The organism is Treponema bryantii (assembly GCF_900111035.1).
Taxonomy (GTDB): domain Bacteria; phylum Spirochaetota; class Spirochaetia; order Treponematales; family Treponemataceae; genus Treponema_D; species Treponema_D bryantii_C.
In genome coordinates this window covers 15,511-40,269 of the sequence record NZ_FOFU01000009.1, presented here as the reverse complement: position 1 = coordinate 40,269, position 24,759 = coordinate 15,511, and the positions used below count along the sequence as shown (strand labels likewise).

The 24,759-nt window shown below is 38.1% G+C and carries 17 protein-coding genes; 10 read left to right on the top strand and 7 right to left on the bottom strand.

Annotated features, from left to right (window positions below; genetic code table 11):
- Positions 1 to 11: 11 nt before the first annotated feature.
- Genes surE through BMY21_RS12675 form a run of 3 tightly spaced genes read left to right on the top strand, consistent with a single transcriptional unit; the run spans position 12 to position 3,563 of the window.
- Positions 12 to 779, top strand: a complete 768-nt coding sequence (surE, locus tag BMY21_RS12685; protein WP_074644787.1) for a 5'/3'-nucleotidase SurE — start codon at positions 12 to 14, stop codon at positions 777 to 779.
- 21 nt (positions 780 to 800) lie between these two features.
- Complete coding sequence (locus BMY21_RS12680; protein WP_422100124.1) at positions 801 to 1,493, top strand: tetratricopeptide repeat protein; 693 nt, start codon at positions 801 to 803, stop codon at positions 1,491 to 1,493.
- Positions 1,494 to 1,496: 3 nt separating this feature from the next.
- Positions 1,497 to 3,563: a hypothetical protein gene (locus BMY21_RS12675; protein WP_074644784.1), complete on the top strand. Its 2,067-nt coding sequence runs from the start codon at positions 1,497 to 1,499 to the stop codon at positions 3,561 to 3,563.
- Positions 3,564 to 3,585: 22 nt separating this feature from the next.
- On the opposite strand, the gene dinB is transcribed toward BMY21_RS12675, so the two are convergent.
- Both dinB and BMY21_RS12665 read right to left on the bottom strand, forming a co-directional pair.
- The gene (gene dinB, locus BMY21_RS12670; RefSeq protein WP_074644782.1) at positions 3,586 to 8,679 is read right to left on the bottom strand and encodes a DNA polymerase IV; all 5,094 of its coding nucleotides are present in this window, start codon (positions 8,677 to 8,679) and stop codon (positions 3,586 to 3,588) included.
- Positions 8,679 to 10,616 (bottom strand): hypothetical protein, encoded by a 1,938-nt coding sequence (locus BMY21_RS12665; protein WP_074644780.1) that lies wholly within the window; start codon positions 10,614 to 10,616, stop codon positions 8,679 to 8,681. Before BMY21_RS12665 ends, dinB begins: the two co-directional genes overlap by 1 nt.
- A 92-nt stretch (positions 10,617 to 10,708) precedes the next feature.
- On the opposite strand from BMY21_RS12665, the gene BMY21_RS12660 reads away from it, so the two are divergent.
- From BMY21_RS12660 to BMY21_RS12640, 5 genes are all read left to right on the top strand, one after another.
- A complete protein-coding gene (locus BMY21_RS12660) occupies positions 10,709 to 11,872 on the top strand; it encodes a DUF8084 family protein (RefSeq protein WP_074644778.1) in 1,164 nt (387 codons plus the stop codon).
- Between the two features lie 7 nt (positions 11,873 to 11,879).
- Positions 11,880 to 12,545, top strand: a complete 666-nt coding sequence (locus tag BMY21_RS12655; protein ID WP_074644777.1) for a hypothetical protein — start codon at positions 11,880 to 11,882, stop codon at positions 12,543 to 12,545.
- A gap of 115 nt (positions 12,546 to 12,660) precedes the next feature.
- Positions 12,661 to 13,284 carry a tRNA (guanosine(46)-N7)-methyltransferase TrmB gene (gene trmB, locus BMY21_RS12650; protein WP_256210456.1) on the top strand — a complete coding sequence of 208 codons (624 nt, stop codon included), beginning with the start codon at positions 12,661 to 12,663 and terminating at the stop codon, positions 13,282 to 13,284.
- Between the two features lie 2 nt (positions 13,285 to 13,286).
- Positions 13,287 to 15,197: an NAD-dependent DNA ligase LigA gene (ligA, locus tag BMY21_RS12645; RefSeq protein WP_074644775.1), complete on the top strand. Its 1,911-nt coding sequence runs from the start codon at positions 13,287 to 13,289 to the stop codon at positions 15,195 to 15,197.
- 41 nt (positions 15,198 to 15,238) lie between these two features.
- Positions 15,239 to 15,871: a hypothetical protein gene (locus tag BMY21_RS12640; protein ID WP_074644773.1), complete on the top strand. Its 633-nt coding sequence runs from the start codon at positions 15,239 to 15,241 to the stop codon at positions 15,869 to 15,871.
- On the opposite strand, the gene BMY21_RS12635 is transcribed toward BMY21_RS12640, so the two are convergent.
- The 5 genes from BMY21_RS12635 to BMY21_RS12615 all read right to left on the bottom strand — a co-directional run bounded on the left by BMY21_RS12635 (position 15,868) and on the right by BMY21_RS12615 (position 22,403).
- On the bottom strand, positions 15,868 to 16,836 hold the full coding sequence (locus BMY21_RS12635) for a M23 family metallopeptidase (protein ID WP_074644771.1): 969 nt from the start codon (positions 16,834 to 16,836) through the stop codon (positions 15,868 to 15,870). The genes BMY21_RS12640 and BMY21_RS12635 overlap by 4 nt on opposite strands.
- 1 nt (position 16,837) lies before the next feature.
- Positions 16,838 to 19,012: a single-stranded-DNA-specific exonuclease RecJ gene (recJ, locus tag BMY21_RS12630; protein WP_256210450.1), complete on the bottom strand. Its 2,175-nt coding sequence runs from the start codon at positions 19,010 to 19,012 to the stop codon at positions 16,838 to 16,840.
- The gene (recO, locus tag BMY21_RS12625; protein ID WP_074644769.1) at positions 19,009 to 19,782 is read right to left on the bottom strand and encodes a DNA repair protein RecO; all 774 of its coding nucleotides are present in this window, start codon (positions 19,780 to 19,782) and stop codon (positions 19,009 to 19,011) included. The genes recJ and recO overlap by 4 nt, the downstream gene beginning before the upstream one ends.
- 225 nt (positions 19,783 to 20,007) lie before the next feature.
- Positions 20,008 to 20,724, bottom strand: a complete 717-nt coding sequence (gene araD, locus BMY21_RS12620; protein ID WP_074644767.1) for an L-ribulose-5-phosphate 4-epimerase AraD — start codon at positions 20,722 to 20,724, stop codon at positions 20,008 to 20,010.
- Positions 20,725 to 20,804: 80 nt separating this feature from the next.
- Positions 20,805 to 22,403, bottom strand: a complete 1,599-nt coding sequence (locus tag BMY21_RS12615; protein WP_074644766.1) for a xylulokinase — start codon at positions 22,401 to 22,403, stop codon at positions 20,805 to 20,807.
- 430 nt (positions 22,404 to 22,833) lie between these two features.
- Between BMY21_RS12615 and BMY21_RS12610 the strand changes: the two genes are divergently transcribed.
- Entirely contained in the window at positions 22,834 to 23,433 is a 600-nt protein-coding gene (locus BMY21_RS12610) for a hypothetical protein (RefSeq protein ID WP_074644764.1), read from the top strand.
- A gap of 112 nt (positions 23,434 to 23,545) precedes the next feature.
- Entirely contained in the window at positions 23,546 to 24,739 is a 1,194-nt protein-coding gene (locus tag BMY21_RS12605) for a serine hydrolase domain-containing protein (protein ID WP_083379869.1), read from the top strand.
- Positions 24,740 to 24,759 lie beyond the last annotated feature (20 nt).

The following is a 24,759-nucleotide window of genomic DNA, read 5'->3' as shown; positions in this document are numbered from 1 at the left end:
GGTAATAGTTTATGAAGATTCTTCTTGCTAATGATGACGGAATACAGGCAAAGGGAATACAGATTCTTTATAACAGACTGATTCAGGATAGTGAAAACGAAGTTTATGTAATTGCCCCTGATTCAAACCGTTCTGCTGTTTCTCATCATATAACCATGTTTAAAGGTTATACGATAAAAGAACATAAAAAGAATCAGTGGGCTATTTCCGGATTCCCAGTAGACTGTGCCTGTCTTGGGCTTATAAGTGATTTTTTTGATTTTAAGTTTGATCTTGTAATATCCGGTATAAATGAAGGCGCCAATATGGGAACTGATATCATATATTCAGGAACCTGCGGCGCGGCTCGTCAGGCAGTTTTAAATGGTGTCCCTGCAATTGCATTAAGTGTTAACCCGGAAATCTGGGATGAAGAACACGTTAATAATATGAAATATGAAGCCCTTGCTGATTTTGCTGCAAAAAACTTAAAGGAGTTAGCTGCACTTGCAAGCATTGAACCTCCTCGTATTTTTGTAAATGTAAATGCAGGCTCTCTGGATTCATATAAAGGCGTAAAATATTGTAAGGATCTTTGTATCCGTAATTATGGAGATTCACTCCATGTAGAAAAAGGAGATGGCGAAATGCCTGTTTCTTATGTTATAGGAGGAGCTGTTCCTAAACATAATGAAAACTGCGATGCTTATGCAGTAAAAGAGGGCTTTATTGCAATATCCAGGGTTTATGCAGACCCTTTAGCGACAGAAATAGTGGACGGTATGCAATTTAAGTTGTAAAATAGTATAATAAGTAAAAGGGTGGGGAAATTGCAGAACAATAATATTTTAAATGAAGGTAAAGTCCTTTATACTCAAAAAAAATACGATAAGGCTCTTGCTTTCTTCTTAGGCTTACCAACCGATTCACCTGCAGATAAAATTGAAGTCTCTTATTATCTTGGTCTTTGTTATACTAAACTTGAACGTTATGATGATGCCCTTTTGTTTCTTGAACAGGTAGTAACTTCGGGCGGAAACTTAGAGAGAACTCTTCAGTGTCGTTTTCTTCTTGCTGTAATTTATGCACTTTCAGGCAGAAAGCGTCTTGCAGATTTTGAATTGAATAAGCTTTTAGAAACAGGTTATATGACAGCCTCTGTATATGCAGCAATAGCTTTTGTTGCATGGGAACAGAATGATACTGAGCGATGTCTGAATTACTATGAAAAATCTCTTAGAGAAGATCCTGAAAATGTTTCATCTTTGAATGGACTTGGCTATGTTCTTGCCTGCCAGGAAAAGGATTTAACAAGAGCTCTTTCTCTTTGTAAGCAGGCTGTAAAATCTGCTCCAAAGTCAGCTGCATGTCTGGATTCTCTTGGCTGGGTATATTATAAGCTTGGATTATATAAAGATGCTCTTCAATATCTGCAGCAGGCTGAAGATATTGATAAAATGAATGTAGAAATTACAGAGCATATAAAGTCTGTAAGACTTAAGGCAGGTCATTAGCCGATGAAAAAAAGTGCCGCTATAATCATTTCCGTTTTATTCTCAGGATTAGCTCTATTTGCTCAGGTAACAACTGATGATGCAGGATTCCGTGTACCAGAAGACAGAATAAGAACCGGTAACGAAGGTTTTGCTTCTGAGGAATTCAGGCGCGGTGTACAGGCTTACTATAAAGGAGCCTTTAATGAAGCAATCGTTCAGTTTGAAAAAGCACTTGCATATCTTCCTGATGATAACCTTATTCTGGACTGGCTTGGAAAAGCATATTATAAGGCAGGTCTTGAAGGTTCTGCTTTAAGTTACTGGAATAATGCCAGCGAAAACGGATATGGCGGACTTCTTCTTGAAAATAAAATAGAAATTGTACGGGAACGTCGTGTTACCGGAGACTCTACAGATAAGCTTATGCGTTTTTCTGAAGCAGGAGCATTTCCAGGAGAGTTTAAGGGTAATCTGATTTTCAGCGGACCGGTTTCTGTTCAGCCTAATTATGACGGAACAATGTGGGTTGCAGCCTATAACACAAATGAAGTTATTCTTCTGAATCAGAATGGTAAGGTTGTAAACAGAATTGAAGGACCTGTAAATGGATTCGACCGTCCAAGTGATATAATCCGCCTGCATGATGGAAATCTGCTGGTTTGTGAACAGGCCGGTGACAGACTTGCATTATTAAACTCTAAAGGTCGTTTTGAAAAATATATTGGTTCTAAGGGGCGCGGAACAGGTCAGGTTGTAGGACCTTTGTATCTGGCTCAGGATTATCTGGAACGTATTTATGTAACTGATTACGGTAACCGCCGCATTGATGTTTTTGATAAAGACGGAGAGCCTGTATTTTTCTTTGGAAAAAAATCAGGTGATTTTGCAGGGCTTAAAGGACCTACCGGAATTGCTGTAATTGATGAGAGCGTCTTTGTTGCTGATGATCAGACTGGAAGTATTTATGAGTTTGACCGTGCAGGTAACTTTATCCGTGAGCTCGTTGAAAAAGGAACTTTTAAGAAGCCTGAAGCAATAAAATACTGGAACGGCAGTCTTATTGTCTGTGATTCAAACAGAGTGGTTTCTGTTGATTCAGATTCTGGTGCGATTTTTGAATATGTACGCACTGGTAATGCTCCTTCACGAGTAACTTCTGCAAATCCAGATGTAAATGGAAATGTAATTGTAACTGATTTTACTGCAAATGAAGTTTATGTAATGTCTAAGGTTCAGGAACTTGTCGGCGGTTTATTTGTTCAGATTGAACAGATTGATGCTTCAAAGTTCCCTAATGTAACTGTTGAATTACGTGTAGAAAACAGACATCGTCAGCCTGTAGTTGGTCTGCAGGAAGAAAACTTTTATCTCACAGAAAATATGCGGCCGGTTTCAAAGCTTAAGCTTCTGGGCGCGGCTTCCAATAACACAGATGCCGACATTACAATTATTATTGACCGTTCAATTAACTCTGCTGAATATGCCCGTGAGATCGAAAGCAGTGTAAAAGAGGTCGCCGCCTCGATGAATGGAATTGGTACGCTGAGAATTGTTGCGGCCGGAGCGATCCCTGCGGTTGAATATGTGGGTAGACCTGATTTGCTTGGGGATTTCAGTCTCGAAGCTTTAAAAACAAAGCAGACAAAATCTGCTGCCTGTGATCTTGCTTTACGCCTTGCTTCTAATGATCTGATAAATGCAGCAAAAAAACGAGGCATTGTTTTGATTACTGCAGGCGCGGCTAATTCACTTACCTTTGAAAAATATAATCTTGCAGAGCTTTCTTCTTACATGAATAACAATTCTATTTCTTTATCTGTTATTCAGCTGGACCAGGGGGCTCTGGGAGATGAACTTTCATATGTTGCTGAAAGTACTTCGGGAAACACTTATTACGTTTTCCGTCCTCAGGGCTTAAGTGATGTTGTAAAGGATATTATTGAACTTCCTCAGGGAATCTATCAGTTGTCATTTACATCTGCAATGTCTACAAACTTTGGAACAAATTATCTTCCTCTTGAATCAGAAGTTTATCTTTTGAACAGAAGTGGAAGAGATGAAACAGGATATTTTGCACCTCTGCAATAATCATTAAGTTTGTAATAAAAAACTAGAACTCGGCTTTTGCACCAAGCGTTAAACTCAAATTAAATCTGTGAGCCAGGTTCTGGTTAAAAATCAATTTGCCATCTATTCCTGCATAAACATTGTAGTAATCAAGGAAATCAATTCTAACTGTATGATTGATTGAATAGGTTTGCTTCAATACATCTTCATTCTTTCCAATTTCTGCAGTAATACTGTCTTTACGTGAAATCGAATAATCGGTTTGTTTTGCCTGTGGAACAATATATTGCGCTAAAGTTGTTATAAGGCTTGTCTTGGAAGGCCTTGAATAAGAAAGAGAATCCTTTACATCCCAATTTGCTGTATCTTCAATTGAGAAATTAAACTGTTCGTTTAATACTTTTTTTTCTGAAATAAATAAAAGCAGCTGTGCATAAGCCTGTATGTTTATCTTAAAGTTTGAAGCGTCTGTAGCAGGGATTTTCATAATTGCGGAAATGCTGGTTGTAAGCTCTTCCTGATTAAACCATTTGAAAGTCTTATTTAAACTGTTTCTTCCAAAATTATTTACAGAATTATTTGTTAGAACAAGTTTAATCTGATAAAGGTCTTTTACCGGCTGTTGTATGCTGATTTCTCGGGTAAGGGCTAGGGTTAATGCTGACGGTATATATAAATCCTTTTTGGAATTATAAAGATTTCTGCGGAAGTTTCCTTCATATTTTGCAGCATAACTTGAGCCGTAAGAAAGTTTATCTTTCAGATTCTGATCGAATAATTCATAAAAAGGAATGCTTGTGTAAAACCAGTCTCGTTCATCTTGAAGTGAGAAAAGCAGCTGATTATCTGTTTTATAATTTCCGCCGTTTTTAATTTTTTGAATTCCACCGCCTGTTCTTGAGATTTCAAAGTTTATATAGTTTTTATCTTTTGTAAACGGAAAATGAAGTGCAAGGTGTTCTTTGTCTGCAAACACGGTATTATTGTTTTCCTCACTTTCCAGCATTTCCAGCTGATATGTGTCTGACAGTTCATAAATCAGCTTTGGTTTTAATGTAATAAGACTGTCTTTCAGTTGTATGGGAATTATGCCGGAAATATTTGCAGACCAGAGGGAATTTCTGAGAACGGCATTTTCTTTTCCCAGTGAATATTCAAGTGCGGAAATGTTCAGCCAGCTCTTACTGTATGAGGCGAGGGCGTCCAGAGGGGTGGAACCGGGATTTTTTTGTGAGACGGAAAGTTTAGCATTGATTCCAATTTCAGAATCAGAAATTTTCTGATTATATGCAGCAGTAATTTCTGCATTTTGTTTTCCCTGATATGCTGAATCTACCGCGGAAGTTTTAAGGGCCGTTTTTACAGGAATCTTCAAAGGTGTAAAATCTATAGAAAAGGAGTTTTCCTTTCTAAGTTCATTTACAGCAGGCCTGTAGCGGTAGGTATCTTCTATTGAAAAAAGCTTAAAGATAAATAAATTATTGTCTGTTTTTATACTATGACCGGCTTCTGAGATTTTAGGGCTGTCGAGTACATTCTGTACGGCTGCATCTGCAGAAAGTTTTACTCCGCTAAGGTTTGCACTTCCTTTTGTTTTAATACTGATAAATGGATCTGGCTCGGAAAAGTTTCCGCTTCCCTGATCGGATTCTACGGAAATATATACATCCTTTAAAAGTTCGTAGTCTTTTATTGTAATTAGATTGCCTTCTTTTTTATATTCTGCAGAAATATAATTTCTTGCAGTACCATAATTTAGAGCATCATTAAAGCTGACTTTAGTTATAAAAAACTGCTGTTCGCCAGAAACTGATTGTATACCTTCGGCTTCAATACTGATTCTGGATGGTATGATTTCCTTTGTAAGTTTCAGAGTATAGATATCTTCTGAGAGTTTATTTTCATCAAAAAGAACTTCAGTTCCATCTGTCTGAATTTTAATTGTGTGAGAACTTTTATCTTGAAGCAGCGTATATGCATTTTTAATTTCAAGATAAACCGCTGTGTCTCCTGTATCTTTTGTACCTGTATCCTGATCTATTATAAAAAGGATTGGCCCTGTAAAACCTGTGGCATTTTCATTTTTGAATTCAAATTCTATATTGATGTTTTGATAGGCTGAAAAATCCTGTTCAGTAAAGCTGACTGACGAAGTTTTCTGTGGTTCCAGAATTTTGGCATCTGGAGAACTTTCTTTTTCATCCTGATAATCTTCCCAGATACCTTCCCACGAGTAAAGTAAAAGTCCTTCTGCAGTGTTGTCATTTAATAAGGATATGGCGGCTTTTTCTTTAAGAATAAGTCCGTTTTTATCATAAGTTATTCCGGTTGTAAGTGCAGTAAAGCTGCTTTTTTGAGTTCCATTTTCTATAAATGTATTTTTTTTATAAACAGGAATTCTTGTTGTAAGTGCTATATCTCCTGTAAGCTCCGGAAAAAAATCAATTTTAAAGCCTGCAGCCGCAGATACCGCTCCACTTGTAAAATCTGAGTTTTCTTCCTGCCAGGTTATTAACAATTGGTCTGTTTCTGAAACTGCCTGATTTAATTCAAGAACTCCGGTGTTCTCATTAAAAACTGTTCCTGTTAAAAGATTTCCGTTTTTATAAACCTGTACTGTTCCAGCTGCTGCTTTTTTTGAAATCTGAATTTCTGTTACAGGGCTGTAGGTTCTGGCTCTGATTGCAAGGTCGGTTTTCTGGGGAAATCCCAGATATATTTCAGGACAGTCTTCTGCAAACGGATAAACACTTTGCGGAGTCTCCTTATTTGCAACTCTTATGCTGCTCTGTTTGGTATCAAAAAAGTTTTCATATAATCTTATATATAGTTCATCTGCTTCAAAGGCTTTAAATTTTGCAACAGGCATTTCTGATTTATCTGCTATTACAAGAAAATCTGCTGCATCTTTTGTTCCTCTGTTATAAATAGAAGGGCAGAGAAATGGAGAAAAACCTTCATAGTTTTGAATGATAAGGGCAGGTTCTCCTTCAATGGCTGTAAGCATTTCATAATCATATTCTTCAAGCTTAAACTCACCGCCGTTTCCCAGAGTTTTTTGAATCTGACCGAGAAAACTTGATTCATTGTTCCAGTTGCCTGCATCTGAAATTATTGCTGAAGCATTCTGTGAAAAATCAAATGTTATAAGAATACTTGGAATTTCTCCGTTTGCATTTTTACCGCTTTCAGTTTCCTGTGAAATATAAAGTCTTGGTTCACTGTCAGAGCCGCTTGTCTGGATAATACTGTATTCATCTGTGCGGAGTTTACGGTATTTTATTCCACGGTCATCTGTATAAGAGCCGCCTTTTACTTCAAGATAAACGTTTTGAATTTCAAAAAGCTTTTGTGATGATTCTGAAGGGAAATGAAATTCCCGTCCATAAGCAAAATCTTCTGCGCGGATTTTTACATCAGAAACTTTATTCATTCCGTAATAAATCTGACTTTTGGTTTCTGTCATATCATATCGTAAAAGAAAATCTGCTTTTATTTTTTCTGAAGGAGAAACAAGCTGAAGTGAGATTCCCGGAGCCTGATTATTTCCTCCGCGAAGTGAATAACCAAAGTGCTCTGCAGAATAGCCTTCATTCATTGTTATTCCACGATTTGCAAGCCTGAAGTGACGGATCAGACCATCTCCTTTATAGCCAAAGGCAAAGGTGTTTTTTGTAAATTTGTCTGCAAAGGCTGCTTCAAAATACCAGTGATTATTAAGCATTAAAAGTGCAGAAATATCAGTTTCCTGAGTAAAAACAGGTACGGAAGGAGAAAAGGCTGTAAGCGTATCGTTTCCAAAAGTGATATCTATACCACCTGTAAACTCCATTTTCCAAAGTCCGCTTACAGAAAAATCAACATGATTATTGTCATTTAATTCATAATCAAAAAGATATACAGGCTGTTCTGCCTGTATTTTAGAAGAAACTGTAGCAAGTAAAAAAGCAAGGAGAACAGCTTTTAGAGTTCTTGCTTTACTTACTTTAATTTCCGGATGTTTTTTAGACAGATTCAGAATTGCTTTTTCAACAGCCTGCTTTTTTTTGTCATTATTGGTATCAAATAAATCCTGCTGATAAGGCTTTTCTTCTTTTGTGATGTTTTCAAAGCCAACACCAAGCAGTCTTATTCCACGGCCATTTTCATAGCGTTTTTCAAATAGTCTTTTGATTATTTCAAAAAAGGAATCGAGAGTAATGATATTCCGTTCAACTGTTTCCTGGACTGTTGACGTAGAAAAATCATCATAACGAATCTTTACAAATGCTGTTCTTGAAAAGCTTTCTTCCTTTAGCAGACGGAAAAAAACACCGTGAGCAAGTTCCAGCAATTCGGTTTCTATCGTATAAATATCGGTAAGATCAAATGGAAATGTTGTTTCTGCACTGATTGAATGTGATTTTGCTTCTCGTGAAAAGGATTCTTTTTCTCCACCCCTGACTACGTTATACAGAAAGCCTGCCATGTTTTTGCCGAAAAGAAATTCAAGAGAGTTATAATCTCTTTCATAAATATCACGTGTAGAAGTTAAACCTTTGCTTCGAATCAGTTCAAGAGATTTTGGACCAAGTCCCCAGACTTTATTAAGCGGAAGATTCAGCATAAAAGCTTCTTCTGTTCCCGGCTTGATAACATAAAAACCGTCCGGTTTGGAAAGTCCTGAAGCAATTTTTGCAAGATATTTTGTTGTTGCAAGTCCGATTGATACTGTAAGTCCTGTTTCTTCTTTTACACGTGCTTTTATTTTTCTTGCTGTTTCTTCCGGCGGGCCAAATAGCTTTTCTGTTCCTGTAAGGTCTACAAATGCTTCATCAATGGACATCTGATCTACATCAGGTGAATAATCACGGAATATATTCATGATTTGATGGGAAAGTTCAGCATAACGGTGCATTCTTCCATGTACAAAAATGCCCTGTGGACAAAGCTTATAAGCCTGAAAGGTTGGCATTGCAGAATGAACTCCAAAGGCCCGTGCTTCATAAGATGCAGTTGAAACAACACTTCGCCGGTCTTCTGGTTTTCCGCCTACAATTACAGGTTTTCCTCTTAATTCAGGATTATCAAGCTGCTCAACAGAGGCAAAGAAAGCGTCCAGATCTACATGAAGATACCAGTGAAGGATATTCTGCATCAGATATCTCCAATCGCAAGAGATTTACTGATAAAATAATAATTGTCGTCATCAGTACCTTCAATAACTGCTGATACAGTAATTCTGCAAGGAGTTTTTGCAGCTCCGTAACTGAAAGTCATTTTTTCAGGCGGATAATCCGGAATACGGAAACGTACTGTATTTAATGAAGGATTAGAATAATCATTATCAGAATAAAGCACCGGATTAAGATATTCTGTTGTAATCAGAACATCACATAAAATGCATTTTTCCTTAAGATTTATATCCAGTGTACGGATAGTATCTTCAAAAATCATATTGTCATTAACTGAAATTTCGATAAGTTCATTACCAAGCGGGCTGATACTGATATCAGGTTGAGTTATCTGCTGTTTATTAAGGCTGGAAGTTCGGAATACACCCAGTAAGATAAGAGCTGTACTGACAAGCATAAATGCAATTGCTGTAGAAATAGCCATAAAATGTATTTTCTGACGGTTTGTACGGACAGATGCAATAATTCTGAAGAGAACTATATAAACAGGATATAATACAAACGGAATAACAATATTTACTTTTGGATTTCTGGTAATAAATTCTGAAAGTTCGCGCAGATTACTGGCTGTAATCATTCTGTGACAGTAAGGAATAAGAGGAGCAATCATCAGAATAAAAACTGCTATATGAAGATAATTATTTTTGACGTACAAAGCCAGAAGCGAAAGCAGACAGATAGCAATAAAAATCGGACTAAGTGAAATATCAGCAAGAATAAAAATTGACTGATTGATAAAGCAGCTTATAACCAGCAGATAATCAATTGAACGTTCATTAAAAGTAAAATTACGGGTTAAAATAAGCAGATACATTGAAAGAATAATAAACAGAGAAACAATAATCTGAAGAATCAATTGACCATATATTTTTCCTGCATAAGAAGCGTGTGGAAAAAGATTTTTATAGAAATATCCTGATATAAAGAAAACTACTACTAAAACAACATAGGTGAGTGGAACTGACCACCAGATATCACCAACTGTATACCAGGTATGTTTTTTTAATCTCCGGTTTACAAAAATAAGCAGGAAAATAAAAATAATCCATATAAAAATAGTAGGAGTTACAATGCGAAGAATCATTCTTTCGGAAATCAGATGATAGTGCCCGAAAAGACTGATAATTAAAAAGTGATGTTCCCAGCTGTTATCTGTGATGTTTGAAAATAAATTTACAAAATCAGTAATGACATCACAGGCGGTTTTGTCTTTCTGTTCTTTTGGAATTCCTCCAAGAGACAGTTTAATAGCTGGAATTTCATAATCAAAAAATCTTCCAAGAATAGGGCTGGAAATAAATTTATAAGAAGATGACTGGCTTAATATAAAAACAGGGAGTTTGTCGCCGATTCCATAGTTTTTATATAGATTCAGTGAGTTTTTTATAAGCAGTGGAGGTGATGAAAGGCCAGAGGCTGTTGTTTCAATCTCATTTTCTTCGCTTTCAAGGTCAAGAATGACTGCACTGTAGGAAAGATTTGTATTCAGACTTTCAAGATAAACTCTGGTGCCGTAAATCATATCTGGTTTTTCAAATTTCTGCTTTTCACCGTAAGCAAACAGCGCCGTAACGGTAAAAGGGTATTTTCCTTCCCTGATTTCTTTAAGACACTGCTTTATAAGCTCTTTATTATCCGGAACATCTTCCTGAAAGAAAACCAGCAGTAAATTTTCGGGAGAAGTGTTCTGTTCCGCGGGAAATGTGACGATAATATTATAAGGAAATGTATTTTCACCGGAAATTACAAGACTTTGTGAATAAGGTGAAAAGCCATTTTTTTTGAGGAAGGAATGAACCTCACTGCATAATTCTATACCCGATGGACCTTTATTTTGTGCACTTGCAATGGAGCAGAAAAGAAAAATCAGGATGTAGCAAAGAATGCGCCGTGTTTTCATCTCCTTCAGTTTAAATTTTTATTGTTTACAATGCAAGTCCTATCGTGTATAATAGATAAAAATATAAAAAAGATTTGCATATAGCAGGGTGTATGGGATCAGATAAGAAATTCATATTGGAACTGCCACTAAAAGTTGTATTAACCGAAGATGGTGCTTCTAATTTCATAAGTCATAACAAAAAGCTCTTGCGTTTCCGACTTGCAGATAATATCGAAGAATACGGAATCTCTCTGGATAAGTTCTCTCCACAGTCGATTCAGAGCATGATTCTCCTTGATTATATTTCTAAAATCGAAATTTCTATGTCAGAATTCGTTTCTTCCCGCCAGGAAGTAATGGATTTGTCAAAGGTAATCGTATATTCACTTCTTTATAAGCAGTTTGACCGTGACGTATATTCTGCACTTATTCAGTGTGAATGTGTAAGAAAGCATAACCGTGCCAATCCTTCTCATCTTATTGATGAAAGAACAAATATGTCTGAGCGCCAGCTGCGTTCAATTCTGCAGAATAAGGAAAATACAATTCAGAATACAAGACGTACAATCCTTGATCCAATCTGGAAGTCAATTATGACTAATAAGGATTACTCTTCTGAAGAAAAGAATATCTATCTTCTTATGTCAGAAAAGTTTATGAACCGTCTTGGTCTTATGAACTGGTATATCATCACTCTTTTTGCAAAGAATGAAGGTGCTGCTGAAATGTATGTTGCCATCCGCAATCTTTTGAGTTCTTACATGGACAAATCAAAAGTTGCAGAATACATTTCTGTAATGGTAATGGAGCTTGCCCTTAACAACGAAAATACAAATATTAGAAAAGAAGCAAGAAATATGTATCATGGTATTGATGATATTGATGCTTTGATTTTTGATCCTGAAGTACGTGCTAAGATTGTACAGGAACTTCAGAGAAAACATGAGCTTGTATTCCTTTCATGGAAGCTCGGTGGTGGTTCTACCTCTATCGGTAAACAGGGCCGCCTTTCAATTACACTTTATAACAAAGATGATGAATTCCAGGAAATGAAAGACAACATTGAGTCTGCTAAGAATTCAAATACCAATAAAAAATCCCTTATTGACTTCTACCGCGAGCTGCCGGAAGGTCAGGAGGGAACAGATCTTGGACTTTACTATCTTTCTTATCTTGATGATGCATGTAAGAAAGTTAATGTAAAGTTTGAATCTCTGGTAAATCAGTTCTCAGCTTCAGACCTTACCGTCATCAACCTGAACTTCAACTTCTGATATCTTTATGCAGCATCACTCCCGTATCTACATTCTGATTTCTCTTGTTCTTGCAGCGTGTACAGGTCTTTTTATGTCCTGTTCACAAAATCTTCCGGAAGTTGCATCTGCTGATTATTCAGTTATTTTTGATTATTCTGATGAAACAACACTGCCTTCTGCAAGACTTTCTGTTTTTGCTAATTCTGCCTCAGAGGTTCGCCGCTATCAGAGAATAAAGATAACTTCACTTGAAAACGACTGGTGCTGGGATACAGAAATTCTTGCAATGCTTGAATCAGATGATACACAGTGGGCAGGGTGTACAAATCTTGTTCCTCCGGAAAATGAAAAACTTCCTGTAGGAACTTATGAGATTACTTACTATAATGCTGATGAAAAGGAATATTCATTAACCGTTGATGTAAAATATGATGTCCAGTTTTATGATGTACTGCTCCCGGCTTTGCCCGAAGTTATGTCAAAAAAACGTGGAATAGAAAAAATTGCTGTTTATGATAAGGAACATATTCTGATTTACTTTGGTGACAGAACAGAAGAATTTTTAACAACAAGAGCTATCTGGAACCGTTATAGAGAAGCTGCTTCTTATCAGGTAATATGGTATGCAGATAAGGGCAATTTAATCTGTGTTACTCCAGAAAAGCCCGTAACTCCAGAAGAAGGAAACTAGAAAATATATGGAAAATAATACTGTAGAGAAAATTGAAAACGGCGAACAGCCGGAAGCGGTCCCACCCTCGGGTTTGAGACGAGAAGTAAAAACTTATGTGTTGCGTGCAGGACGTATGACTGCAGCACAGGAGCGTGCATATAATGAACTTGCTCCTTCATGGTGTATTCCATTTGAACACAAAAAACTGAACTTTGTTGATGTTTTTGGAAATACAAATCCTATCGTAATTGAAATTGGCTTTGGAATGGGTGATGCAACTATTGCCCTCGCAGAAGCTAATCCTGAAATCAACTATCTTGGAATTGAAGTTCACACACCTGGTGTAGGTAAGGTGCTTTCAGAAATCCAGAAGAAAGACTTAAAGAATCTTTACATTATTGAATACGATGCTCTTGAAGTTCTTGAATATATGATTGGCGATAATTCAGTAAACGGCTTTCATATTTTCTTCCCTGACCCATGGCCTAAAAAGAGACATCATAAACGACGTATGGTTCAGCGCCCTCGAACAAATCTTTTTGCACAGAAACTTGCTCCAGGCGGATACCTTTATTTTGTAACTGATATTATTGATTACGCTGAATTTGCTCTTGAAGAATTAAATCAGACTGAGCATCTTAAAAACAAATATGAAGGATTTGCAGAGCCACAGCCATGGCGTGCACAGACAAAGTTTGAACGCAAAGGTCTGAAAGCAGACAGAAGCATTACAGAAATCTATTTTGAGAAGGTCTAAAAATGGCCGAATCCAGAATCAAAGAACTCGAACAACTCATAACCCGTTATCAGAAATCCTATTACGACGGCGAAGGTGAAATAAGCGATGCAGAATTTGATAAGCTCTGGGATGAATTAAAAGAGCTGGATCCTGCTAATGCTATTTTACATCGCGTTGGTGCAGATTCTGGAAACTTTGAAAAAGTTCAACATGTAATGCCAATGGGTAGTCAGGAAAAGGCTGCTAATCCTGAACAGTTTTTAGCCTGGGCAGAAAAGCATGTTTATGACGCATATCTTGTAGAATATAAACTCGATGGCGCTTCACTTGAACTACAATATGAAGGCGGCTACCTGAAACGAGCTGTTACTCGTGGTGACGGTTCTATTGGTGATGATATAACTGCCAATGCCCGTAAGATGGGCGGTGTAAATGCTGCCATTTATAAAGATGGTCAGCTTGTGCCTTTTACCGGCGGAATCCGCGGTGAAGTAATTATGACACACGAGGTTCATAAAATTCACTTCCCGGATAAAGCAAACTGCCGTAATGCAGCTAATGGTCTTATGAAACGCAAGGATGGAAAGGGCAGCGAATATCTTAAGCTTATTGTTTATGATGCACTTTCTACAGACGGAAAATCATATTTTAATACCGAAGAAGAAAAAATCCGCTGGCTTATGGACTGCGGTTTTAATGTAGTTCGACTTGTAATCTGTAAAAGCCCCGACCGCGTAATTGCTTACCGTGCAAAAATAATGGAAGAGCGTAAAGACCTTGAGTACGATATTGACGGCCTTGTTGTAAAAGAAAGTGCCATAAATTTTGCAGACGCAAGCCGCGACAGACCAGACCGCCAGATTGCCTTTAAGTTTAGTCTTGAAGAAGCTGTTTCTACTCTTCGTAAAGTTGAGTGGAGTATCAGCGGCGGTACCTATACTCCTGTTGCAATTTTTGATGAAGTTGAATTAAACGGAACAAAGGTTCAGCGTGCAAGTCTTGCAAATCCGGATACATTGCGTAAACTTGGTGTTCGGATTGGAAGTCATGTTGTCGTTGTAAAGCGCGGTGAAATTATTCCGAAAATCGAAAGCGTTGTTGAAGAAAAAGGACTTGAGACTACAGAAATAGAATTTCCAAAAGTCTGTGAAGTGTGCGGAACACTTCTTGTAGATGAAGGCAGCAGATTGTTCTGTCCAAATAAAGCCTGTTCAAAAAGAGTTCTTCATCAGCTTTTGAAATATCAGCAGGTAGTAGATATTCGTGATCTTGGAGAAACACTCATTACTTCGCTTTTCAATGATAAGCGCCTTAAATCAATTTCAGATATTTACAGCCTTCAGGTAGAAGACCTTGTTCCATATTTCTTAAATGAAGAGAGTATGGAAGCAGATAAAAAATCTCTCGGTGCAGAAAAGGTATATAATTCAATTCAGAATCACCGCCGTATGAGACTTGCAACTTTTGTAGGTGCTTTTGATATTGAAGGAGTAGGTGAGACTTCAGCAGAAAAACTTATTGGTGCCGGCTTTAATACCCTTGAAAAGTTATTGACTGCAACAGAAGAACAGATTGCAGCTGTATATGGTTTTGCAGAAATCATGGCACATATAATTGTTGAAGGCCTTGCTGAAAATGCAGAAGAAATGCGAAATCTTGTAGAGACTGGTGTGATTGAACTTGAATCTGCTGGTGAAGGAAAACTTGCAGGAAAATCCTTTTGTTTTACCGGAGAACTTGTTACAATGAAGAGAGCAGATGCAGAGCAGCGGGTTAAGAAAAACGGCGGTTCTATAAAATCATCTGTTACAAAGGACCTGTCTTATCTGGTAACAAACGATACAACCAGCGGTTCTTCAAAAAATCAGAAAGCGGCAAAGCTTGGAATTCCAGTTATTGATGAAATGCAGTTTCTGGAACTTTTGAAATAACTGTCATCCCGAAGAGCTTCGGGATCTTTTTTTGAGGTACTTTGAAAAAGACAAATTATTTCATTAAACTTTTTTCTCCTTTACTGACACTTTTTGTAATTGCATTCATAGTTTTTACCTGCTGGACTTATCTTTCTTCTTGGAATGCTGCAACCTCATTGCCTTCCAATATTCCGCAGGAGTTCTTGAGAATTAAAATTTATGGTTCTTCTTCTGAGATTGAAGGCGTTGGTTCTACTGGAAGTACAGTCAGCGGAACTTTTTCTATCATAGACTCTAACGGAAATGAAATTGCAGTTATTGAACGTTCCTGGAGTGGATCTTATCTTGCTGTTGAATTTGCACGTGTAGGTGTGGACGGAAAATATTTTATTTTCCCTTCGCGGATTTACGGTAAAAACAGAATTATCGAAGAGCGCAGGGAACGTTCACATGGAACTCTGCTTGAAAAATATTACGATGATTACGGGCAGTGTATGCTTTTAGGTTACGGTTCAACGCTTCGCCAGAGAAAGCTGCTTTACAGGATTGCGGTTTTTGCCACCGGAAAATATCATGTGCCGGGGTTTAGTTTGATGTCACGGTTTTCTATTGATCTATCGGGATGCCGCCCCGACAGATATTATTCGATCGGGTTTAATGCGGATGGCGGCTACGTTATAGAAGAACTCTAGTCTTCTTCAAAAGTAAAGTTGTTTAAGAAGAACTCAGGACGTACAGCACTTCCGTTAAGTCGTACTTCCCAGTGAAGGTGTGGTCCTGTTGCAAGACCAGTTGCTCCTGATTTTCCAAGAAGCTGTCCCTGAGTAACCATATCACCTTCTTTAACCGAAAGTTCATTCATATGATAGTAAAGGCTGTAAAGACCTGGAAGATGTTCAACAACTACACTCCAGCCGGTTGAAATACGGCTTTCTGCCAATACAACTTTTCCGGCTGCACAGGAATGTACTTCTGTTCCTGTTGGAACTCCATAATCATTTCCGTAGTGAAGGCTTGTAGAAGATTTTCCGTTTGTATAAACATAAGTTCTGCGGTCTCCACAATAAGCCGTATATCGCTGAGACTCCGTTGGAGTTGTGAACTTTTTCAAAGAAAAGATATCTGAAGGCATTGTTGTAAAAAGAATATTATTCAGCTTATCAATCTGAGCTGCACGTTCAGGACTGTTATCAGTTTTAATGCTTGTATTACGTTCGTCAAGCTTAAGGATTTCTTCCGGGAAGGTTCTCATTTCAAGTTTAGAAGGAAGAATAAACTCTTTAATGTCAGAATCTGAATCAGCATAAATTACTTTAATGCTGTAGTTTCCTTCTTTTAGCCACAGAGAAACCGGAATACCGCAGAGCATCTCTGTATAGTTTGTCTTTTTATTTTTCAGATGATAGAAAGGAGCTGATTCAATTACTTTTTTGTCCTGTAAAAGCTGAAGAGTAGCTTTTTTTTCAGGTTCTGTTTTTGTTTTTTTATGATTTTTAGGAACAGTGATATTCATCCTTACAAAGATTGCATCTCCTGGAGTAATAACATCATTGTATCTGATGTTCAGGTTATAGTTTTCTGATTCATATTTTGCACTGGCTGCAAAAATAAAGCTGAACTGAAGTAAGCAGAAAATAACAATCAGAATTTTTTTCATTTTAATCTCCTGTAGAAGGAACAATTTCTTTGATAATCAATTGATTTGATTTTGTCCCGTTATAATAGTTTCGGCTCATATTATAAAGCACATCATATTTTTTTCCGATTAAAATGTCTTTTCTAAGTCTTTCTGCCTGTCCCCAGAACATTGCAGGAATTTTATATTTTCCTGTATCAAAAATCAGCTTAAGATGACGAGGTTCCTTTTTTCCAAGAACCATTGTATCGATAAGTTTAATTCCACGGGTCATAAGAACAAGTTCAGGGCTTTCTGCACCACATGGTTCAAACATATCAATGAGGCAGAAGTTTTCAGGTGTTAGATGTTCTTCTGGAATTTCAGCATCAACGTCAATACAGGTATTTTCTTCTTCAAGAGAAACGGCTGCAGAATTTTCCTGAACGCGTTTTAGAAAAACTTCAAGGTTTGATTTATAAAAACTGAAGCCGGCTGCAAAATTATGGCCACCATGATTTATAAATATGTCTCCAAGATTATCCAGGAAGCTGGTGGCAATGAAACCGCGGCAACTTCTCATTGAGCCTGTACATACCTCATTTTCGTAAGTAATTGTGATTGTAGGAACGTTGAAATCCTGCATGAGTCGGGAAGCAAGGATACCTGTAACGCCTTTGTTAATACTTTCATCAACAGAAACGCAAAGTTTATTGTTGTGTAATGCAATACTCTGTTGAGCTGCATCATGAATTTTATAAAAGGAATTGCTTACCATATCCTTTCGTTCTTCGTTCATATCATGAATTGTAGCGGCTAGCTGTTCGCGTTCACGTGCTTCGCTGGAAATAAGAAGCTTGAGAGAAATCTCGGGATGTCCCATACGGCCGGCTGCATTCATTGCAGGAATTACATTCCATGAAAGATCTGTAGAAGAAAGACTGTCCAGATTGATGTTCAGCTTATTAAAAAGTTCAGCAAGCCCCTGTCGAGGTCTGTTTTTCTTTATTGATGCAATACCGGCCTTAACAAAAATGCGGTTTTCATTTTTCATCGGCATGATGTCGGCCATTGCTGCTAGAGCTACCAGCTGAAGGTCTTTTTGTTCATTTAAGGTCTGCTCTGGCTTTTTAGCTGCAATTACTTTTTTACAGTAAGTAACATATAAATTATATATGCTTTCCAGTTCAGATGCGTCACCTTCTGAATATTTTGCAATCTGAGAAAGCGCCTTTATCTGAGCTGAAGTTTTATTCCTTACAGAAGGAATTACATTACTGATTTCTGAGCGCAGATCATTCAGATTAAACTCAATTCCACTTCCAAAAATCTGACCAAGAAGATTCAGAGTTTGTCTTGAATCCCAGGAATAAATCAGTTGTCCCTGCAGAAAGTAAGGAAGCTTAAGATCATAAATAGTAGTCTGGCCCGGAACAATTTTTTCGTGAAGCTCTTTAATCTTTACAAGATTTTTTATTTTGATGCAGTCTACGTTATAACACTGGTTTTGTGTATCTTCAGAAAGCTGAAGCAGGCTGATTTCTGCATTATAAAAATCTGTGTCTGCAAAACGGAGCGCACTGACAAGTTTATAGGCAACTGCAGCTCCTGAGATTCCGTCAAACGGGTAGAGTGAATCTTCCAGTTTCGGGTCAAGAATTATGATTGCTTCAGGAAGTTCTTCCGGCGGATTATGATGGTCAGTTACAATTACTTCAATTCCAAGATCATTTGCATGAGCAATTTCATCATTGTTTGAAATACCGCAGTCAACGGTAATAATCAGAGTGCCGTCCTGAGCGGCAAAATCATCAATAGCTTTTATAGACAGTCCATAGCCGTCATCTTCTAAAGGAAGTCGCCACTGAACATCAATACCTTGTCTTACAAGTTCTTCATATAAAATTGCTGTACTGGTAACACCGTCAACATCACTGTCACCGTAAATCAGAACTTTTTCGCCTTCTTCTTTTGCCTGCAGAATGCGTTCAACTGCATCCTCCATTCCGGAAAAAAGAAAAGGATTATGCTGAAAACGAAGATCATCTTCCAGATAATAAAGAAGTTCCTTACCTTCAGTAATGCCTCTGCGTACAAAAACAGAAGCCTGTAGTGGTGTCAGGTTAAATAAATTACAAAGCGGTTCAATCTGCTGCTTAGATACGGGCTTTTTTACCCATCTTGATGAATCATTAGAAATAGAAGCGTCGGCTCTCACAAAATCCCCATCCCAGTTTCGATCGAGTTCAATTTCTGGTCTATACTGTTTTCAATCAGAAAGAAAACCAGCTGTCGAATCTGTCCGTAGATTTCCTCATCAATTGTAAGTTTGCGGGCCTCGGAAGGAGTTAGAACGGTCAGTGCAGAAAGATACTGTACGGCAGTATTTTTTACACTAAGCATATTTTCGCCTTGAAGATGGTCTGCACAATCAGGACAGATAAAACTGTTTTCCATACTATTATAATAGGAAACGGCCTCAGGTGCAAACCTTGTATCTAAAAAAGTTTTGCCGCAGTTACTGCAGGCATGTGATTGCGGCTGAATTCCAAGCAGTTCCAGATATCGCCATAAAAAACGAAGAAGCCCGAGACGGCTCTGTTCTTCATCACAAAGCTCCATTCCGTCCAGAAAACCGCTGACTAGTCGGTGACATTGCTGAGCACTTCCGGCACAACGGGTTTTAATGGCAAGTTCTGCTGCAAGTGATGCTGCATAAGACTTAAATAGATTCTGACTGAAGCTTGTGTGATAATTTGAAACTTCAAAGTCACTTATTTTGATTTGATTTTTTTCAGGATTTTCATAAAGCCACACTTTACCGCTGTTCCATTGAGAAACAAGCGAACGCATGCGGCTTTTGGGTCCACCGTATAAAACTGCGTAAACTATACCGTTATCTGGAGTGAGTAGAGTGACTGAAGAATTATTTTCTCCGAGAGGTTTTAAAGAGAGTATTATTGCAGAGGTGGAAGATGATCTGTTCATTTTTCTTAATTATAACACGATTACGGTGGGGAAATAAATACAATGAAAGTGATTTTATAATATACAGAGAATTTGGCGCGAGGGAGTGAGACATAAGTCAAAAAGACTTTTTTTGGGGATACCGCGAGAGTGGCATTATAATAGTTTCTAAACCCCAAAAAACGTCTAGCGCAATATTGCGCGTTTTGACTTATGGATCAGGACCGGGAGCCAGGATTAATTTTTTTATTTACCCTGACCATAGTAAGCGTTAGGTCCATGCTTACGCATATAGTGCTTATTTACAATATAATCAGGAAGCTCAGTTGCGTCAGGACGAATCTGAAGTGTATACATTGCCATCTTACAGATTTCTTCAAGAACAGTTCCGTTGTAAACAGCCTTGTCTGCGTTCTTGCCCCATGCAAAAGGTCCGTGGCCTCCGCAGAGAACCATGTTTACTTCGCTTGGATTAAGACCGAGTTCTTCAAAGTGTTTTACAATCAAAAGACCAGTTTCTTTTTCGTAATCGCGTTCAACGGCTTCGCGGCTGAGGTATGGAGTACATGGAACTGATTTCTGAATGTGGTCAGCGTGTGTAGTTCCAAAAAGTGGTACAGAGCGAACAGCCTGAGCCCATGCAACAGCACATGTTGAGTGAGTATGAATGATACCACCAACTTCGCCGCCCTTATTTACAGCAAATTCCTTGTAGAGTACTGCGTGAGTAGGGGTGTCGCTTGAAGGATTCAAAGAACCATCAACTTTTTTACCCTCTAAATCAATAACTACCATTGATTCAGGTGTAAGTTCTGGATAAGGAACTCCAGAAGGTTTAATCGCAAAAACTCCCTTGTCTTTATCAAAAGCAGAAACATTGCCCCATGTATAAAGAGCAAGATGATTCTCCGGGATTTTCATATTAGCTTCGTAAGCTTCGTTTCTAAGTGATTCAAATGTCATAATTTATTCTCCATGATGGATTGCGTCGCTACGCTCACAATGACGTCATTGCGAGAAGCGTAGCGACGTGGCAATCCATATTAAAGATTCTCAACCGCAGCTTTCTCGATTGCTAATCCTTTCATATATCTTTCAAAGTAAATATTAAAACTCTCAACAAGTTCAGCTTCCGGTGCAGAAGTTGTCTTCTTGCAGTTACCGAATACTTCTTTGTTCAGGAAGTCTCCGAGGTCTTTCTTGCCTTCAGCCGCAAATGCAGCAAGCAGTGCCATACCCCAAGGTCCGCCTTCACCGGCTGTTTCCATAGCACTTACAGAAGTCTTCATTGCAGCAGCCATATATTTCAAACCTGCTTCTGTCTTAAAGTATCCGCCGGCACCAGTCATACTTTCTACAGGAACTTTTTCTTCATCATAAAGAATGTTCATACCTGCACGAAGAGCGCCGAGAGAAGCGAACATCTGAACGCGCATAAAGTTTGCAACATTGAACTTAGCGTTTTCTGCACGGGCAAACAATGGGCGGCCAGAATTAAAGCCTGTGATTGTTTCACCTGAGAGATAGTTGTATGCGAGAAGACCGCCGCAATCCTTATCAGCTTCAAGAGATTTACCAATCAAATCATCAAAGAACTTACCAATTTTTGGTGTATTTTCTGCACCGCACATAAGAGTTGCTACTTCATAGAACAAATCCATCCAGTAGTTGTGCTCGCCTGTACAGTTATTAGCGTGAACCATTGCAACTGGAAGTCCTGCAGGTGTAGTTACGATATCGATAATTCCAGGGTAAGCTTTCTTAAGGTCTTTTTCGAGAACAACCATGCTGAATACTGATGTACCTGCACTGATGTTACCTGTTTTAGCGGCAACAGAGTTAGTAGCAGCCATACCAGTTCCGGCATCTCCTTCTGGAGGACAGAATGGAATACCTGCCTGAAGATCTCCTGTCGGATCAAGGAACTTAGCACCAGAATCAGTCAAAGTACCAGCCTCTTCACCAGCCATTAAAACCTTAGGGAAAACATTGTCGAGCTTGAGACCGAGAGCTTTTACGCCATCAAGAGCTTCAAACTTAGCCTTGAAATCAGGATTGTAGTCAGCCTTGCCGTTATCATATTTTACAGGGAACATACCACTTGCATCGCCAACCCCAAGAACCTTCTTGCCTGTGAGCATATAGTGAATGTAGCCTGCGAGAGTGTATACGTTTTCAATCTTTGAGATATGTGGCTCTTTGTTCAAAATAGCCTGATAAAGGTGAGAAACAGACCAGCGCTCTGGAACAGGGAAGTTGAAAAGGTCTGAAAGCTCTTTAGAAGCCTGACCAGTAATTGTATTGCGCCATGTTCTGAAAGGAACAAGAAGATTTTCGTCCTTATCAAAAGCAAGGTAACCGTGCATCATTGCAGAAATACCGCCTGCACGGAACTTTGTAAGCTTTATGCCGTATTTTTCCTGAACATCCTTTTTAAGGTCTGCGTAACAGGTCTGAAGACCTTCGTGAATCTGAGTAAGAGGGTAAGTCCAGATACCGTTATCGAGTGTGTTTTCCCAGGTATATGAACCGCCTGCAATTGGTTCATATTTGTCGTTAATCAGTACAGCCTTAATACGTGTTGAACCGAATTCAATTCCAAGAACGGCACTGCCGCTTTCAATAAGTTCTTTGTTTCCCATATCGTTTTTTCCTTAAATGTCATCCCGAACTTGTTTCGGGATCTTATAAATAGATGCTGAAATAAGTTCAGCATGACAGTCATTTGTGTATGACATTTTTAGTTAAAGGTTTAACTAATTATAAATTCATTATATTCCATATTAGTCATTTATACAATTAAGATTCTTAGGGAAATATGTGGAAAATTTTACGGATAGCATAAAATTAAAAGTGCTATTAAAAATAAAAATCAAGAGTTTTTATTATAAAGGTATAATTCAATATATTTTTATGGTTTATAAATAATTTTCTGTTATATTATCATAAGAATAAGAAAAACTATTAATCTCTATAAAAAAGATTGTTGAGAGAAAAAATATTTCATTGTATATTTATTATATAATTAAATTTTTGCGCAAGTAGATGCTTGCTTGACGTTGGAGGTCAAATATGAAAAAAATTGTAAAAGTAACTGCTCTTCTTTTAGTAGCTGCAGCTATGTTTGCTGGATGTAAGAAGGATGCTGATGAAGATCCTCTTGCAGGTGTTGATACTGGTGTACTCTTCTCAAGTGATGATGTTTCTGTAGCTGTTGATCCTGCTGATATAACATTCGCTGATGGAGACTGGGCTGCTACTATCAAAGCTGAATATGAGGAAGAAAGTCCTTATACAGGTCCTGTTTACTTTACTGAAATTGAGCGAGCTGAATTTACTGTTTCAGGTGGTGATTTTACCTTTACTAAAGGTGTGACCACAATGATTGAGAAAGGAAGTTTCCCAGAGGGAGCATTGACAGACGAGATGATTGAGGCAGCAAAAGCACAGGGTGTTATTATTTCAGGAAACTCATTTGTACAGGTTGAAGTTGAAGAAGCAACAGCTGAAGACTTGGCAAATACTGATTTTTATATTAATAGGCTTAACCAAGTTGTAAATTCGGTTCCTGTAAAAACAAATGAAGGTAAGACAAAATATTTTGGAGAAACAACAATTACTAACAATTACGGAGAAACAGCTAAAGTAACTGTTTATGCAATGAAAAAATAAGTTTACTTCTTTGAAATAAACTAAAAAGACCTGTAGATTAAATATCTGCAGGTCTTTTTTTATAAGTAATCTCTATGATGTTCTAACCACTATTATATGGTATGATAATAATATGATTTTTAAGAATTCCGATAAATTACAATTTGTTTTAGATGATTTTGTGGCTAAAAAGGAAGCGGCCGGACTGAACCTTCTGGTGTGTAAAGATGGGAAGGAAATCGGCTACTGGGAGTCTGGTTTTGCTGATGTGGCGGCTGGCAGACCATATTCACGCGACACGATTGTTCGGCTTTATTCAATGACAAAGCCTGTAACCGCGGCGGCCGCTATGGTGCTTATGGAAGAGGGGCGACTGGATTTTGCGGAGGAAGTATTCCGATATTTACCGGAATTTGGCGGAGTAAAGGTATGTTCTGAGCCTGGTCGTAAAGGAATTCCTCGTCCTGTATCAAGACATATTCTTATTTCTGACCTTTTGAATATGACAAGCGGCTATACTTACGGTGCCTGGAGTGAGGATTGCCCTCTTGGAGAACATCTTACATCAGATTTTATTGCGGAATTAAATAAAGATCAGGCAGAAAACGGTCCTAATAAGATTACTACCCGCGAAGTAGCCCGACGTCTTTCGGAAATCCCTGTCAGCTTTGAGCCTGGTACCGACTACAACTATGGTCTTTCTGCAGACATTCTTGGCGCGGTAATAGAGGTTGCCAGTGGAATGAAGTTCAGTGACTTCCTTAAAAAACGCATATTCGACCCTCTTGGAATGAACGATACTGCTTTTTATGTTCCAGATTCAAAACGAGGCCGGCTTGCAAAGGTATACCGTGCAGGTGGAGAGCTTTTTACATACTGCAATTTAGGTATTCAGGACAAAATGAATCATGAACCGGCTTTTGAAAGTGGTGGTGCGGGACTTTGTTCTACAATTGATGATTATATGAAGTTTGCACTGATGCTTGTAAATGGCGGTATTTACGAAGGAAGACGAATCCTTAGTGAAAATACAGTCAGATATTTATCAGAAGCAAGACTTACACCAGCACTTCAGACTCGTTTTGATATGAAAATGCCTCATCTTGCAGGATACACCTATTGTAATCTTTTAAGAGTTGCGGCAAATCCTGGAAATTGTAATGTAATTACAAATAAGGGCGAGTTTGGCTGGGATGGCTGGCTTGGACCTTATGTGAGTGTAGATCGTGAATCAGGAATTACAATTGTAATGACAATGCAGCGCTGTGATTCAGGAACTACTTCTGCAGCAAGAAAGGCGCGGAATATCATTTATAGTGCATTATGATTTACAACATATAATTGACA